The 17435-nt window shown below is 65.9% G+C and carries 7 protein-coding genes; all 7 read right to left on the bottom strand.

Annotated features, from left to right (window positions below; all coding sequences use genetic code 11):
- Positions 1-53: 53 nt before the first annotated feature.
- The 7 genes from ACV7NQ_RS22670 to ACV7NQ_RS22640 all read right to left on the bottom strand — a co-directional run bounded on the left by ACV7NQ_RS22670 (position 54) and on the right by ACV7NQ_RS22640 (position 17317).
- A complete protein-coding gene (locus ACV7NQ_RS22670; RefSeq protein ID WP_463361483.1) occupies positions 54-836 on the bottom strand; it encodes an ESX secretion-associated protein EspG in 783 nt (260 codons plus the stop codon).
- Complete coding sequence (locus ACV7NQ_RS22665; protein WP_463361482.1) at positions 833-2590, bottom strand: hypothetical protein; 1758 nt, start codon at positions 2588-2590, stop codon at positions 833-835. The genes ACV7NQ_RS22670 and ACV7NQ_RS22665 overlap by 4 nt, the downstream gene beginning before the upstream one ends.
- Positions 2591-2908: 318 nt before the next feature.
- Positions 2909-3295: a hypothetical protein gene (locus ACV7NQ_RS22660; protein WP_463361481.1), complete on the bottom strand. Its 387-nt coding sequence runs from the start codon at positions 3293-3295 to the stop codon at positions 2909-2911.
- A gap of 78 nt (positions 3296-3373) precedes the next feature.
- A complete protein-coding gene (locus ACV7NQ_RS22655; protein ID WP_463361480.1) occupies positions 3374-3640 on the bottom strand; it encodes a hypothetical protein in 267 nt (88 codons plus the stop codon).
- 18 nt (positions 3641-3658) lie between these two features.
- Positions 3659-16447, bottom strand: a complete 12789-nt coding sequence (locus tag ACV7NQ_RS22650; protein WP_463361479.1) for a WXG100-like domain-containing protein — start codon at positions 16445-16447, stop codon at positions 3659-3661.
- A gap of 5 nt (positions 16448-16452) precedes the next feature.
- On the bottom strand, positions 16453-16932 hold the full coding sequence (locus tag ACV7NQ_RS22645) for a YbaB/EbfC family nucleoid-associated protein (RefSeq protein WP_463365777.1): 480 nt from the start codon (positions 16930-16932) through the stop codon (positions 16453-16455).
- A 55-nt stretch (positions 16933-16987) separates the two neighbouring features.
- A complete protein-coding gene (locus tag ACV7NQ_RS22640) occupies positions 16988-17317 on the bottom strand; it encodes a hypothetical protein (protein ID WP_463361478.1) in 330 nt (109 codons plus the stop codon).
- Positions 17318-17435 lie beyond the last annotated feature (118 nt).

The raw sequence follows: 17435 nt of genomic DNA, 5'->3' as shown, positions 1-17435 counted from the left end.
CCGCCCCCTTCCAGACATGCGATCAATAACAGCGTCTCATGCACGTCAACCCCTTATACCCGCTCGTCTTTGATGGCACGGACCACCTCAGCGATCTGATTGTTGATCAGTCCCGTCAACCGCCTGGTGTCCGCAGCGACAACGGTCGATGGATGACCTGGCACAATGACGTAGCGCCCATCATCGACGAGGTCGCGCCAGGCGAGATGGAAACGACTGATACCGCGCGGGCCGAATCGCGACTGAGCCTGCTCGACCTCGATAGTTCCGACAGTTGTTGCGGGAGCGCGGTTGAACGAATCAGTACGTGTCGCCATCTCGTCACCGAAGTCTTGAACTACCGAGCGTCCGTACGCGTAATCCATGCCCGCACCGTTATTTTTCCCGACAAGCTCGAAGTCCGCCCGTTTGCCCGCATCGACTTTCGGCAACGCGGCCGAGACCGTGTCGGCCAGGGACAGCACCTCGTGCTCGACGAGCGTGAAACCTTCCGCGTGCCACGTGGTTTTCCCCGGCTTCTGAATGATCATGTATGCGTTGTCACCCTTACGTGTGGCAAGCATTCTGATCGAGCCTTTCGGATTTCGATGGTCACGACCGTCGATACCACGGATGATCACCCGAATGTCAGGACGAACAACCGAGGCGAGCACTTCTTCCAACTGACGGCCCCAGCGAGACCGTATCCGCTGCCAGGCATCAGCCTTCTCCTGGCGATGTTCGTAGTAAAGCTCGGTGCTGCCGGTGTAGACGAACGGCTCGGGCAGGTATTCCTCCTTCATCGCCTCCCACGCGGCGGCGAACTCGACATCGGTGAATTCCCAGGTACGGTTCATTGCTCTACAACAGGTTTGACGACGACCGGCGCGTCACCGATCGCTTCTTCCAAATGCTCGGTGGAATCGAGGTAGTCGGCGCGCTTGTGCTCCTTCTGCTGACCTGCGGCACCGGGACCGGGGCCCGGACCCATGCCCATCCCGGCACTCGACGCGAGACCCGCTCGCGCGCCGGCCGCGGTAGCGGTTGTCGTTGCCTCGGCGCGCGGGAACAATTTGGAGGCCTTGTCCAGGTTCTGGCCGATACCGGTTGGTTTCGCGGCGCTGCCGGGACCAGGACCGGCGCCTTTCGACGAGGCGGTGCCCATGGCTTTCTTCGCCTGCTCCTCCAGATCCTTCAGGCTCGGGATGCCGGGCAGTCCGGCCAAGCCTGCTTGCTGCGCGGCTTGCTGTGCGGCACTGGCCAGTTGCTGCCCCATCTGCTGCGCTGCTTGCGAGAGCTGCTGCCCGATCTGCTGAGCCATCTGTCCGGCTTGCTGGCTCGCCTGCTGAGCGGCTTGCTGCGCGGCCCGCTGCTGGTCTTGTTGTTGCTGCTCTTGTTGTTGTTGCTGCTGCTGGGCGCGCTGCTGATCGGCCTGCGCTTGGAGCTTGCGCTGCTGGTCGGCATTCGCTTGAACCTGCTGCTGGTTCAGTCCGGGCGGACCGGGAGGTCCCGGCGGACCCGGTGTCGACGTCTTGCCTGGGTCCGACCCCGGCGGTTGACCGGTTGTCGGCGAAATGGCAGGGGGAAGTATCGCGATTTTGCTGTCGGTGTACGACAGCCCCGGTAGATATGCGTCATTCATTGCCATAATGGCGCGTTTACGAATGACTTCCTTCTTGCGCTCTTCGAACGCTTGCGGTGTCTCACCATCTTTTTGGATGGGTGCGTCCCAGTCCCCCATATCGTGCGCGGTCGCCCATACCCACTGTGACGTGTACTCCAGCATGTCGCCGACCACGCCCATATTCTCTATGAGATCGTCTGTGTGCTTGCCGTAGGCGACCACGGCGGCCCGCGCTTTCTCTGCGCCGCCGTTCTCCCCCGGGCTCTTCCAATCATTGTCAACGCTGATCATCTTGTTGACGAGATCGTCGAACTTCTCGTTCAGCTCACTGCCCAGCCAACGCCAGTCGGCGGCACCCTGTGCCGCTTGAACGAACGATGCACTCGGACTGTCCGCGGACGTCTCCGTCTTCCACATCGAATCTTGGATCTCCACGTACCGCTCGTAGGAGATGGGATTCGGATCCTCGGGGTGCACCTTGGGCCCGTCGAATTTCACCCCAGGCTTCGGCTCGAGCACACTTTTCGGCATCCCGCCGTTTTCCATGCTGCCGTAGCGGTATTCGGGTGAATGCAGCTCGGGATTTAGCTTCGGCCCTGGTCGGTCCTTGTTCGTCAGCGCACCCGGCTTGTCGACAATCGACTTCTGCAACTTGTCGAAGTCGACTTTGCTGTCGGTATCGGTGTTCTTGTAGTGCTTTCCCGCCGCGATGAACGTGTCCATCATGTCGTTGAGAATCTTGACATGATCGTCGAGTATCTTCCCCAGTTCTCGGCCCCTGTCCGAGAACCGGGACGCCAAAGCCGCACTCGACCCGAGCTTCGAGAACGGTTTCACATTGTCGACGAGGTTGACCTGTCCCCGCACAGCGAGCACTCTGCCGAGAGTGTCGTTGACCGTCGCTGCGAGCCCTTCGAGCACGCCGGGATTCAGCTGGAGCACGCCGTCCTTCGCCTGGCCGGACAGGCCTTCCCACGGACTGGTCACAGTCGCACTCCTGACTGGCTCGACGTCCCGAATGCGGCGACGGCAGGCTTCCCGCCCGCCCTCGGCACCGAACTACGCTCTTGCGCCTGACCACTCATCCGCTACTGGCCCCTCCTCGTAGCTGCGAGACCGCTGACGTTGTGTACGCACGTCGGCATCGCAGCCAGTTCCTACAGCGTGCCAATTCTATGGGTACTACCTTCAATCCCGCATGTACAGACCCGAATCTTGGTGGCACGCTTGCACCGAACGCACTATGCCCAGCGTCTGTGCCGATGACCACGGCGCCTCGATGCTGTAGCGGCTCGGCCGGAAGACCTAGAAGTAGCGCAGGTATGCCGCGCGAAATGATTCGTCGAGCAGGTCGTAGTTCGGGGGGATGTAGTGGTTGGCTCGAACGTGCTGGACGAATGCATCCGGGATGGCAAAGGGGCGCGCGGTCAGGTACTCGATGGAGTCGGTGCGCCAGATCCACTCGCCGTCGGAGTGCAATGAGGAGCCGCCCGGGATCCAGCCTTCACCGGTGACCATGTTGGGGACGGCTTCCATGACGTCGAAGACCTCGGGGGCTTTGCGCAAGTATTCGAGGATCCGGTCGCGGTTGGCGAGTTGCTGATCGGTGCGCGCGTCGCGGATCGAGGGGAGATCGTCGTGCCCCCGTTTGTACATCTCTCGGTATATGCCAACGGGTTTCAAGTCCGGCATGTCAACCTCTCCCGGTCACGATCGGCGAACGACAATTCCCTCATCACCCTAATCACCTGGGAAATCGCTCGACCTCGGTCACTCGTTCTGCTCGAACGCACGATCAATCGCGGCCTGCCGCGCGGCTGCGTTTGAGCCGTCCAGTTGGCCCGCGAAGGCGGCGTTGGCGGCCGCGATCAGGTCATCGGGGATGCTCGGATAAGCATCAGCTATCTGCCACAGCGCGTTCGCGGTGCGCAGGTCGAGACCGTTGTCCGAGGAGACGCCGCCCCCACTGCGGACCGAGGCGAGCGCCTCATCGAAGCTTTGCCGCAGTTCGTCCTCGGTCGGATAGTCCAAGAGCATGATTCCTCCTCAACTGTCTCAATGGAAGACTCCGGCGCATTGTCGAGGGTCGGCCAAGACGTCGCGGATCAGCAGACCCAAGTCGGTCCCGGCGCCCTGGAGCGGATAGGGGAAATCGACGATGAGCTCGTCGTCGACGCGCACCTGGAACCGAGCGTGCTGCGGACCGAGGTGCTCCCAGCCGACGCCGACGGCGGGGGCATCGAGGTCGAACTCGTTGGCGCCCAGGCGCAACGTCAGTCGGCCCGCCTTTCGGTAGAACACGGCGAGGACGTCGCCGAAGTAGCCGAGTACACCACCCACCGGGCCGACGGCCATCGTGACCGCACGCAATGATCCGGTTTCCGGATCGAACGTCGCCAGACGACTTCCGTCGAGCGGCTGGACGACGATTTCGCTACTGCGCGAATCGTTCTCGCCGTTCCAGCGTCGACGCTCGCTGGCGCGCGAGCCCGCGCCACCGGGCGCTGATCGGGCCATCGGCGGCATCATCGGTGGCGGCATCATCGGCTGCTGCGGGTCGCCGACCGTCGAGCCGTTGGCCTGCCACTGGTTCGGCGGCTGCCCGTTCTGCCCGGGGTATGCGGGCTGGCCGGGTTGTCCCGGATGCGACGGCTGCCCTGGGAATGGTGACGCCCCAGGCTGTCCCGGGTATGGGGGAAGCGCCTGGAATGGGTATGGCGACGGCGGTGGTCCGGACTGGCCGGGAGGCAGCGTAGGCGACGGTGACGGATCCGGCGATGTGGGTGGGGTGGTCGGCGGCGTGGTCGGGGGTGTCGACGGTGGGGTCGTCGGCGGCGTCGACGGCGGGGTCGTCGGGGGTGTCGACGGCGGGGTGGTCGGCGGCGTCGACGGCGGGGTGGTCGGCGGCGTCGACGGCGGAGTCGGCCGTGGCGGAGGCGGCGTGTGTGGCCGTGTCGGAGGTATCGGATTCCGTGGCGGAACCGGTGTCGTCGGCGGAACGTGCGGGGGCACGGGGGGCTGCGGGGGTTGCGGCGGCTCCTCCCTGTCCGGAAGATCCGGCATCGGTACATGAATCTCGAGTGGGGGCCCCACCTCTGGCGGGAACTCGAACTCGTAGTCGTGCGGCGGATGCGGTATGTGCGAACGGAACATCGGTGGTTTCGGCTCGGCACCGCGGAAACGATCGCCGTCCCCACCGTCTCCGTCCCCGTTATCGGAGCCGCGATCGCGATTCGAACCGCCATCCGTGGTCCCGCGATCCCGGCCCGACTCTGCATCACCCGACGGCTCGTCGCCATCGGTCCCATCACGATCCGAGTCCCCTTCGGACTCATGACCCCGATCCCGCGCAGACCCCGAATCACCCGACGGCTCAGCGTGATCGGAATCAGCACTGTCACGATCACGATTCACCGTCGAGCCTGAATCAACCGACTGCTCATGATCGGAAACATCGCGATCACGATCCGTCGCCGAACCCGAATCGACCGGCTGCTCAGCGCGATCGGAGCCATCGCTGTCGCCGTCACGATCCGAGCCGGGACGTGCGGGCTTCGAATCACCCAGCGGTTCTTGCCGGTTCGCGTTCTCCGCGTCCGAACGGGTCAGGTTCCCGGCAGTCGAATCGGGCGGTGTCAGAGCTTCGGCACGAGTTTCGGCGCGCCCCAGCTCCTCTTCGATGCGCCCCACCTCAGCTTCGGCGACCAAGTAGTCCTTGGCCGCCCGCTCGAGTTCGGCGACCTTGGCCAGCCGTGCCTGCTGCTCGGTGACGTCCAACGTCCGCGCCCGCAAATCTTCTGCGCGCGCTTCGATTTCACTCTCGGATCGCAGCTCGTGCGGCTCGATCGTCATGGACAAACTCTCGGCGGCCTCGGCGCGCGCCGCTTCGGCACGGTCGAGCCGATCCTGGGCCTGCACCAACTCCGATTCGAAACGCTCCCGGAGTTCCTCCACCTCCTGCCGCGCATCAGCATCACGTTGCGCGTCAGCATCGCGTTGCGCGTCAGCGTTATGTTGCGTATCCGCGTCACGCTGCATTGCAGCATCAGGTTGCGACGCAGCATCGGGTTGCGCATCCGCGTCGCGTTGCGCATCTGCATCGGGCCGATCACCCTGCGGCGTCTCCGCAACTGGGCTGGGAAGTTCGGGCTGCCCACCCCGCGCCAGCGCACGTGCTTGCTCGAGTTCGACGTCGTGGCGTTCGATGTTCTGCTCGTGGCGCCGCACGTCCTCAGCCGCATCCTCGAAGTCACGGAATGCCTGCGCCAGGTCGTCCACTCGCTGCCGACCGTCCGCATCCGGCTGCTGCGCCCGCAGTTCCGCCAATCGGGTGTCGATGGGCTCGTCGGATCCGAACAGCCAGGCAGGGTCGATACCGAGTCCCTGTTCCAGCGCGAAAAGCGCGTCGGTGCGCACGTCCAAAGTGGCGCGCGCCTCGGACAATCCGAGCTGGTAGCGGTCGCGCGGCAGGAACGGTGTCGATTCCGGCAACGGTGCGGCCGCGTACGGAATGTCTTTGCGCCAGCCGGTCAGTGGCGGCCGGTCCGCGTCCCAGTGGAAGCCGAGACCGACCGCGTGCGTGTTCGCGTCGTGCCAGGTCTTGTTCCGATTCTCAGGATCACGCAGGAACTCCGATTCGGCCAGCGCGTCGTACAGCAGCACGATGTCCTGCTTCAGCGGCTCGCCTGCCACGAGGCGGTTGATCGCCTCGGCGACATCGGCCAGCTGATCCATTCGCCGCTTGACCACTCTGCCGGTGGGATCGGCGTAGTCGGTGACCAGATGCTCGTCGTTCATCAGGTGATCGAGGACCTGCTGGATCTGCTCCCTGGTGAAGCGCGGCGGCGGCAGGGCGCCTTTGGCGGCGGCATCGTGCCACATGTTCGGCGCCAGCTCCTGCGCCATCCGATTGAGCTGATCCTCCGTGATGCGGCCGCTGTTCTGGGCATCGAGCAGCAGGTTTCGAATGTCGGCGATGGTGTCGCGCACCGCGATTCGATCGTTGCCGTCGAATATGCCGAGCGTGCGCCAGGCCAGGTCATCGATCTGCCGGTCGACCCGATTCAGTTGCTCGGCGACGTCGGGCCGGGTCTGGTCGATGCCGCGGTGGGCGTCCACCAGTTCCTTGCGCACCAACTCGATGAGCTTGCGCGCGGCGGCCGACTGCTGATCTTCGCCGTAGTGCGCCAATTGCTCGGCGATCTTGTCGGCCAGCCGATCGTCGGCGCCGAACCTGTCGTATTCACCGTCGGCCCAGTCCTGGACCCGCTGCCATTCGGCGACCTCATGATCGAAGACCCGCTGCAACCACTCGGGGACCTCGACGTGCTCGTCGAGGCGCGAGTGTTCGCTCGCCTCCCAGTCGCGGAACATCGGCTGGATATTGGTCTCCGGCGGCTTGTGCCAGTCGAAACCGGCCCACACCGTCCCGAACGGCGGCAGCTTCTGCAACCACGGCCGCGCCTTGACCCAGTCCCCGATCGCCGGGTGCCGCTGGATCCAGTTCTTCACCATCGGGACATCGATTGCCGCGAGCAGGGTACGGATATCCCGTTGGATGGCATAGAAATCGCCACCGATGTGGATGGTGACAATGTCGTCGGCCGGGACACCACCCTCGAAGTACTCGACCGGCGCGCTCATCGGGTTCATCGGCAGCATGTTCTTCGCGATATGCCCCGGCGGGATATTCATGAACGGCGTCGCCACATCGTTGATGTAGTCGGCGAGACCGGCCCACCAATCCGGGTCACCCGGGTCGTAGCCCTCCGGCTCACCGCGCGGGCGCAGCGTGCCGTCCTCGCGCACATTGACCGACCAGTCGGGCCTGCTCGGGTTGACCGAATGCCAGTTCCCGTCGCTGTCGCGCCAACGGACCACCAGCATGCCGGGATGGCCGTTGACCCAACCCGTCGCCGTGCGCTCCATCGGCGGACCCAGGTGGACCACCGTATCTCGCCCGGGGGCGGTCTGCCGGTATTCGATCTGCGGGTGCCGCAACATCGCCTGCGCGACCGCGGAATTCGTGCGAATCGCATGTTCGAGCGCGGCATCGTGGCCGGCGCGCGGCCGCGCCGACTCCGGCTGCTGACCGAAAACGACGATCCGGGGCCGCTCGCCGTCGATGATGCCGACCCGGTCGGTCGCCATCCGTCCACCCTCGGCGCCGATGGCGTCGCGCCACCCGGCGACCTCGTGCCACCGCTCGGTGAGCTGCGTCATCTGGTCCTGCACGCGGCTCATCGCGTTGTCGGCCTTGATCACGTCGGCGGCGGCATTCCCAAGCTCCTCGAGCATGCCCGGTCGGTGGGGATCGGCGCCATCGTCGATCCGCAGCTGGTGCTGCATCGTCTCGACCAGCCGTTGTGGTTCCGGGCCGAGATCGGACAGCGGAACATCCAGTCGCTCCGCCAAGTCTTCCATTACCGTGCGCCGTCGCCTGCTCTCTTGGAAGATGGCTGCCTGCTGGCGTGCCAGCCGATCCAGAGCGGCGACAACGTCATCGGCGAGCGGGCGGTCCCGGTTCACATTCTCGCGGTGCAGTTCGTTGAGCCTGGTGTCGATCCGGCGAACCGCCTCATCGAGCCGGTTGAACTCCTCGACGGCCTGGACCAGTCTGCGAATGGCTCGGTTGCGCATCTCCCGCTCCGGCCCGGCCACCGGTTCGTGCACGACCCTGGCGGGGCTGTCGAGGTTGCCGGGCACTCGCACCGTCTTGGTGCGGGCCTCGTTGTACAGCTCGAGCACCCGCTGGTCGAACGCATCACCGGTCAGGTTGGTCACATCGAGTAGCCCGGCGAGTCCATTCCTTGTCGCGCGCGCGGATTCGCGCTTGCGCGCACGCTCGCCCCGCTCCTCGAGCAGGCAGTCGTATTCGGCCTCCCGGGTTTCCAGCGGCGCGTGCTCGGCATCCAGCCGGGCCAGTTCGGCATTCAACCGCTCGATCGTTGCCTCGGCCTCGGGCACCCGATTGGACAACCGCTCCAGTTCTTTGATCCGGAGCCGGTCGTGCGGCAGCCGCTCCTGCCCGTCGACGCGGCGGTGATTCAACTCCCGCACCGTCTCGGTGAGGTTGTCACCCGGCCGCAGTGCCGCCCAATCATCGGCCGGGTCGACGCCGAGGAACTCGGCCAGCTCGTTGCGCCTGCGGATCGCGACGTCGCGGTCTTCGATGGCGAGGTCGCGCGCTTCGGTCAGTTCGGCGCGGCGTTCGGCGTCGTCCACCTCGTGCACCGGTGCGGCTTCGGGTTGCGGCGTGCCGTCCACTCGCGGCGTGCCCTCTGGTTGCGGTGTGCCGTCCGGTCGCGGTGTGCCCTCAGGTTCTGCGGAACCCTCGGATCTTGGTGCGCTAAGACCATTTTCGGAGCCACCGGGTCGTTCGGGACCACCGGGGCCTTGCGGTCCACCCGGTCGTTGCGGCCCAGCGGCACCTGGTTTGCCGGGCCCGCCGGACGGACCGCCCGGCGGGGGCGGATCACTATCCGGCCGCACGTTCTGCTCGATCTTCGTCAACCGGTCGAGGACGGACTGATGCCAGTCGGGATGATCCGCGAACGCCGGTTCCAGCGCCTCGACCCGGCGGCGGATCCCGGCCAGCTCGGCCGCGCTCAGGTCGTGCTGACGCCAGTGCAGCCCGCCGTCAGGACCACGCTCGAAGAAGTGATAGGCGAACCCACTGCTGGTCTCGGCGTCCGGACGCTTTCCGCCGCCGAACGCGAGGCTGTGATCGATACCACTGATCAGTCCTTCCGGAGTGACCAGCCAGTTCGTCATGCCACGGTCCGGCATGCGGATCAGCACGTCCAGCAATCCGAGGCGAACGCCGCCCGGCGTGTCGGTCAACCCGGTCTGCTGCGGGCTCCACGCGCCAGGATGCAGCGCGCTAGCCCAATCGCCCGGCATGACCTGCATATAGATCACATTGTCGCTGACCCGCACAATATGCGGCACATTGGCGCCGACAGCGCGACCAACCGACGCCGCAAGCACCTCCGCGTCGGCGTGCCGAACATTACTGAGCGTCTTGCGGATCACCTGCGTGTCCTCGAGGGTAATCAGCTCGACCCGCTCGGCCATCAGCAGCGCACCCTCGCTGAGCACCTCGAACCTGATTGTTTCCCCCGGCATCGGCGCAGCCTCGACCCGAGCCACCGCGCGCGCGAGAGCCGAGGCGTCCGAACCTGATTCACTCGGCTCATCGGTCGATCCACCCTCCGGCGGACGGTGACCGCCGTCGGAACCGCCGTCGTCACCAAGATCGCCAACCATCGGCGCCGTCAGCGGTTGCGGGGGCCTCTTCCCGCCACCGGCACCATCCGCCTCCGGCTGCGCGGGCGAATCCTCACGCGGCCACACCCGCACATCACCCGGATGCGGGACTTCGCCACCGGGTCCCGTAGCCCGGTGCTTGCCGCCGTCCGGCCCCGCACCCTCCGGCGGCACCTCCGCCGCGGGCCGTGGCAGCACGCCGTCAGCGATATCGCGAGAGAACTCGGCACGCAGCGCCAACATCCGAGCTCGCCATTCGGCATGGTCGGCCTGCATCTGAGTCGCCCAGTCCACGGGTTCGATATCCGCGAGCCGCCGCATGGCCGCCGCGTGCTCGGCGGCCATCCGCGCCGTCCACTCGGCATTCTCGGCCCGCATGCGCGCGGCCCAATCCTCGGTGCTCTCGTGCCGACCGCCGCTGTCGTCCCCTGAGGAGTTGGGATCGTGCGGCGGATCAGCCGCCATCCTGGCTGGCTTGTCCGCGGCCGGATGCGGCACGGCCTCGGGGCTCTGCTGCCGTGTGGCCAGGACATCGGGACCCAATTCGGCCAGGTCGGTCAGCAGCTTGTGCATGACCCGCGCGGGCTCACTCGCCCGTGGGCCATTGAGTTCTACGTCGCGGAAGGCGTCGGCGACGGCTTCTCTCGGGTTGAAGACTCCGTGCTCGTCGAAGCTGTACCGACTGAGCTGGTTCAGCCAGGCGCGGTACCCCTCGCTGGTGGCCGGGATTGTCGGATCCAGCGAGGCTTTGTGCTTGTAGTAGTCCTGCAGGACCTTGTCGACATAGGTCAGCGAGTGCGGATCAGTCGGATCCATCGGTCGAAGCGTGGTTCGCTGTCCGTGGAAGTCCACCACGTGGCCGTATTCGTGCAGAATCATTTTGAAGACCGGACGAGTCGTGGCGGGCTGGTCGAACCGTCCCTTGTCCACACCCAGCTGGACTTCATTCCGGAAGCTGTCCAAGCTTCCGACGAACTGCCTACTGATCTTGATCGATTGCGCGTACCGCACCCCGGTCTCGGGATGCATGCCCGGCATCACCTGCGCCAAGCACCGGGTCTTGAACTCGCCGATGCCGACGCTGACCAGGGCAACGTGTGGGTATTTGGTCCGCATTTCGACGACGCCCCTGGCGATTTCACGCGCCACCTCGGGATCGACACGCAGATCGAACCCGTACACCTTCAGACCGGTCTGCTTGGCCAACTCCTCTCCGACCTGCACCGCGTCCATCGGCGTCCACTTGTCGACGATGTGCGGCTCCGGCTGACCGCCATCGGGGCGATGACCGCTATCCATCCCGTCTATCGGAGATGCCGGATTACGCGGCATCAGCTGCGAGGCGGATTCTCGGTCGCGCGACAGGTGGTCGGCCGATGTCTTGCCCGGCTCGTCCGCCGCCGGACGCGGCCGGGGCTCGGACGCTGGATCTCCTTGCGGCCGAGACGCATCTGCCGGACGCACATCCCGCGAGCGGCCGTCGTTGGCGTCAGCAGGCGCCGGGGATTCCGGCGTCTTGTTCGGCCCTGCACCGTCCGTCGGTTGTTCCCGCGGGGCGCGCTCGGCCTCGGGATGCGTCGGCGACTCCGGTGTCTTATTCGGCCCTGCACCGTCGGACGGCTGTTCCCGGGGGGCACGTTCGGACTCGGGATGCGTCAGGGGGCGGTCACCGGGCCGGCCAGCCGGATCGTCCGTGCTCGGCGATTCCGGCGGCTTTCGGACGCCCGAGTCATCGGCCTCGGGGATTAGCCCGTTCTCCGCGAGTTCACGAACCCGCTCGGCCGCCCTGTCGGCCTCCGCCCGCAGGCCCTCGTCCTGGGGATACTGGTCGGAGAGCCGGCGCAGGGACTCGGCATTTTCGGCCTGCATACGGGCCACCCACTCCGCACGGTCGGCTTCCGACCTGGGGGGCTGCTCGTCCACCCTGGGGGCCTGCTCGTCGATGGTGTCGCGGCGCGGGTTGCCCGCGTCGTCGGGCCTTCCGTCGAATACCTGACCGATCCGCCGGTCCAGGGCAGGCGCCTCGGCCTCCGCGATCAGGCGGGCCCGCTCCACCGGACTGAGCCGGTGTTCCGGTCGGCCCTGCGCATCGAACACGATGGCGCGAGTGCTGCTCAGTTCCCGCGGCACCCTCGGCGGATAACCGTGGTCCGCCAGCCCGGCGCCGAGGTCGCGGACCACGATCTCGCCACCCTGGTGCACCAGCAGGTACGCGTGCGCGCCGACACCGTAATTGTCCCGATAACCCGAGTAGGCGTCGACTACCAGCGCAGACGATCCCTCTCCCAGGTCGATCAGCCGTTGGTGGAGGTTCTCGTGCGAAGCGGTTTCCAGCCTGCCACCCGCCGCGGCCATCAGTTCTCCGGCGGTCATCCCGTCGAGGCCGATTGTGCGCTGCGGCATCTGAATATGGTCGCCATACATTGCCCGGAGCTCTTCGAGCGACAATTCGCCACAGCGACCGCGGCGGTCGTCCTGATGGTTGAACGCATCGTCGGACGAGTGGTGCTCGGACGGGAAACCGCCCAGATCGTCCATCGGGACCGGGACACCGTCACGGTCGAGGTCGAATCTGGTGATTTTCACCTCGCCCTTGATATTGGTGTGCGCCTTGTAGTACTCGACCTCGAGGGTGCCGTCGCGATGTGCTTTCAGCAACTCCTCCCTGGCTTTGAGGAATGCCTTTCCTTGGTCGCTTTCGGGGTCGAGACCGCGCTCGCGCATTTGCTCAGGGGTCTCGTTGAGAATCTGCTTGAGATTCTGATCGACGCCGAGAGTCTTTCGCAGATACTCCGGGGAGCCTTGCTCGGCGGGACCCCAGGGAGTCTGGGCGCCCTCCAGGTCCGAGCCGACACCCTTGGCCTCGATCACCAACAGCTTAGGCGGTGGGCCCGGTACAAACGTGGCGAAGTCGACCGAGTGGTTGCCGTCCCACGCGCCCTCGAACGGGGTGATCTGCACTGCACCATCAGGCTCGAGCCCGAATGATTCTGCACCCAATTCGCCCAACAATTTCGACGTCTTGTTCATGTCGACGCCGAGAGCGTTGTATACCTTTGCCTCGCCCGCCATTTCATAAAGACGCTCGAGCTTGGCCTTCTTCTCCGGCTCAGACAGGTCTGAAGCCAGGATTTTGTTCCGCAGCTTACCGATCGTCTCGCGCCGGTTGCTTTCAGCCACCTTGTGGACATCGGTCTTGCCGCGATCGTTCCTTAGGTCGAACTCGTCCAGGTAAGGCTCGAGCTTCTTGCGAGACTCGGCACGGTCATCACCCTGCTGTTGTCGCTCGAGAGCCGCCTTCGCCAGATCCTTGACAATTCCGGGGTCAGTGGGTGTGTGCGGCTTCGGTTCGCCGGGTTGGGCCCGATGCTCCCATTCCCCACTGCTATTGCTGTTGGGATCGTGGACGAAGCCTCGTTGATCGCGCAGCTGGTGCGGATAAGCATCGCCGCGCCAGGTATTGGGCGGATCGGCCCAGGTTTTGGGCGGATCGCCGAACTTACCGAACTTATGCAATTTGCCGTCGGGACTGCGGAAGTGGTCAGCAAGATCGCCAGGCCGGCGTAGTAAGCCGTCCTCACCGCGAGTCATGCCCGGCGGCACCGGCTGGTCGATCGGATGCGGTTCCGGCAGATTACCGATCCGGCCCGCATCGGCGAGATCGCCCGGATTGGCCAGCAATTCGTCCCGAACGCGGTTGGGTACCTTGTCGACCGGCGCACCGTCCGGTTTGAACATGATCGCGCTGGTGCTGTGCAGTTCCTTCGGCGTCCGCGGCGGGAACCCGTGCTCCGCACCCATGCCTGGGTCGTGCACCTTGATCTGGCCGCCCTCGTTCACCAGCAGGTACGCGTGCGCGCCGACGCCGTGCTCGTCCCGCGGACCCTTGTAGGTGTCCACGACGAGCGCCGCGGCGCCGTCGCCCAGCCGGTGCAGCTCCTGCGAGATCGCATCGTGGCCGTCCGCGAAGTCGCGCAACTGCCCGCCCGCGGCGCCGACCAGCTCCCCCGATGTCATACCGTCGACACCAATTGTTCGCTCCGGCAATCGGATTCGATCGCCGAACAGGTCGCGGAGTCGACGCAGCGATAGCTCGCCACACCGGCCGCGATTCGGATCGTCGGGCTGCAGCGGCCGCTTGCTTTCGCTGTCACCGTCCTGCCGCGGCGTAGTACCGTCGCCGTCGGCTCCGTGCTGCCGTGGTGTGCCGTCGGCTGCTGACTGCCGCGGGTGTGTGGTCGCGCTGGCGTCCGCGACCTGGACGATCTGCACGTCGTCATGACGCGGGCGGCTGTCGGAGTCGTCACCGCCCGCACGCCGCGCGGAATCCCCGTCGCCGGGCCGATTCGGGGCGTCACCTAGCGGCTGAGAGTCGTTCGCGCGGGGGCGCGCGGCATCGTCCCCAGCGTGTGGCTCAGCACCGGCCCGCGACCGGTCATGTTGCGGCGCACCGTCTTCCGGATTGTTCCTGATTTCCGGACCATCCGCCTCCGGGTGCGCCCGAACGTTTTCGTCCGAATCCGGATGTGCCTGCACATGCTCGTCCGCCGCACCGGCCGCCCGCACCGGCGCCCGGAACACCTCGGAGCCGCTCGACTCCGCGCGGATACCGGGAGTCGAATCATTGTCTGTTCGAACAGGATTAGAGTCGGGAACACCTGCGCGTGAATCGCCTCGCGGGCGATCGGTGCTGGACTTGGCGTCCGGCGATCCGGCCCGCGACTCGCCTGCCCGCGACTCGCCTGCCCGCGATTCGGCGCCCGACTGCGGCCGGGCTTCGCTACCGCGCACCGGCTCCGAACCGGCGGGTCGAGCTGCCGCGCCGTCACTGGCATGCTGAGGTGCCGCACCGTCACCGCTGTGTCGGGGTGCCGCCCCGTCACCGCCGGGCCGTGCCGCCGCACCGTCACCGACACGCCCTGCATCGCCCGAATTATGCGTTACCGCAGCACTTCCCGGCTCCATACCGGCATGCTGTGGCGTTACCGACCGATCGGCGCCGCTACCCGTCTCGCTGGTGCTGCTGTCGTGCGTGCTGCCAGTGTCGGCAAGGCCCGCCCGACCGCGATCCGCACCGGCACCGTCGGCCCCGCTCGGTTCGGCTCCGGCGTGCTGCTCCGGAGAACCGCCGCGGCTCTCGGGGGCGCTGCTGTGCTGCTGTCCGCCATCGGTGCCACGGCTTTCCGAGCCGCCGCTCTGCTGCTGTACACCGTCGGTGCCACGGCTTTCCGAGCCGTTCCCGCCGGTCTGTTGCGACCCGTTGTCGGTGCTGTGCGCCGGGCTCGAGTCGCCTGCGCGGGAAGAGCCGGTATCGCCGCCGCGCGATGAGGTGTCGTCGGTCCGCGCGGATGACCCGTCACCCGAACTGTTGGTGCGATTGTTGGCCCCACCGCCGCCGACGCCGTCTGCGCCGGTCCGGTTGGCGCCGGTGCCGTGCTCGCCCTGGCCGACCCCACCATTCTGGGTCGTACCGGCACCATTGAGACCGGCGGGATGTACGCCCGCACCGTCGGCTCCCGTGCCGTGCGTACCGAGGCCTTCGGGCGCGAGGCCCGCGTACCCTATCCGTGGCCCGTGGATCGGCCCGATGCCGGTCGGCGCGCCCATGCGGTCGAAGTGGAAGTCCGTCGCTCGTGCCTTGTTTGCGCCCGACATCGCGCCGTTCGACAGACCGGCGGTGATCATTCGCGGGTCGAAGTTGTTGCGCGCGCCACTCCAGCCGTTGTTCATGACGTCGATCGCGAATTGCGGTGCGTACCCGGCGATCGACCCGGCGAAGCCCGCGCCGAGCCCGGTGATCATGCCCTTCATACCGGGGCCCAAATCGACATGCTTCTTCAAACGGTTAACGATGAAGTGCTCGCTGAAGTGCCCGCCCGCGGCACCACCGAGCGCACCTGCCGCCGAGGACAGTGCGGTCATCCCGACCTGGTCCCAGTTGATCTCCTTGCGATTGCCCATCTCCTTCTGGATCCACTGGATCCCCAAGTCCTGGATCGTTCCCAGTGCGAGGTCGAGGGCGATGTGCTTGAAGATGAACTTGGCGGCGTTGGTGATGGCCAGCTTGATGGCGTGCTTGATGGCCGCCATGATCGACTCCCGCGCGATCATCCGGATCGTCACCCGGGTCGCGGCGATGGCGGCCAGCTCCACGGCGGGCGCGGTGGGCGGAAACAGCCACGCCGCAGCGAGTTCGATCGCCAGCAGTCCCAGTGAGGACCACATCATCCACTTGGCGTATTCGATCTCGGTGCCGATGCCGTCGGCGGATTCGCCGATCTTGTCGAAGAACTCCGCCAGCTTCTTGAGGTTGTTGTTTTCCTCTTCCTTGCTCGCGCCGCTGCCATCGCGCATCTTGTCGAACGCGCCGGCGATCTCATCGCGCGCCTCACCGGAGGGATAGGCGCCGAGCGCGGCATACTTTGCCGTGTCAATGTCGGCCATGATGCCGCGCAGTTCTTCGGCGGCTTTCCGCCAGTCGTCGGCCAGCGCGCGCATGCCGGTTTCCGAGCCCTCAGGCCAATCGCTACCGGCGACCCACCCGAGGGTTTCGAGGAGCCCGTCCCAAAAGTCCATCTAGATCACCAACCGGAATCGGTGACCCCACGCTCCCGGGACTTCACATTGTCGAGCGGCTCGACGTTGTCGAATGTCATGGCGGCGCTGTCGGTTTCGGCAGCGGTAGCCCGCTCCAACGAGTCGGGTTTACTCAGTGGAGCGTGCGTCTGCGCGGGAATCTGGCTGCTCAGGTCCGGCATTCCCTCGACCAGATCCGACAGTTTCGGCAATCGCGCCCGCTCCTGCTGGAACGGCGCAAGCAACTCCTGCGATTGGCGTCGCACGTCCGCGGTGGCCTCTTGCGCCGCCTGCGTGACGGCGCGCGCCAATTCCGCGTATTCCAGATCCTCGACGCCTCGACCGAACTTGGTCTCGATGACGGCACCATCCGCGTTCACCACGACGGTCACCCGGCCACCGCGCACCGTTGCCTTACCCATCAGCGCAATGCGCTGTTGTTGCAGTCGCGCGATCGACTTGAGTTGCGACTGCACCCCTTCCATCAGGTCGGCGACGTCTCCCCGAGAAAAATCGTGTGCCACGGCTACCGGCCCTTACTCACTTTTCGAAGCTTTCGCGATTGCGCTGTTCCAGGTCGTGCGCCAACTGGTCAGCCACCGTGCGCTGACCTTTGGCCACGTCGTGGAACGTGCCCGCCATACCGGTGGTGCCCTCGGTGAGGTTCTTCTTCGAGGACAGGTACCCGTCGTTGCCGCCCGGGCCGTTCGCGAACTGGCTGCCCATCTTGTCGTCACCCCATGGGGCACCGCGACCGGCGATCGCCGACGTCAAGTTGGTCACCACGTCGCTGATCCGGTCGCCGACGTGGGACGTCTTACCCGCAGCCTTACGAAAATCGTCTGGATCGACCTCGAATTTCTCCGCCACAATGCACCCTTTCCTGCAGTGCGAGGGAAGCCAACCCCCCGGCTCGATCCTGAATTCATTGGCGGAGTTCATGATCAGTTCACCCAGGCTCCGCTGTCAGTCAATAAACCGTAACACC

Source organism: Nocardia sp. Tas62D01 (assembly GCF_055232035.1).
Note: the sequence above shows the minus strand (reverse complement) of the source record. Positions and strands in the feature narration are given on the sequence as shown.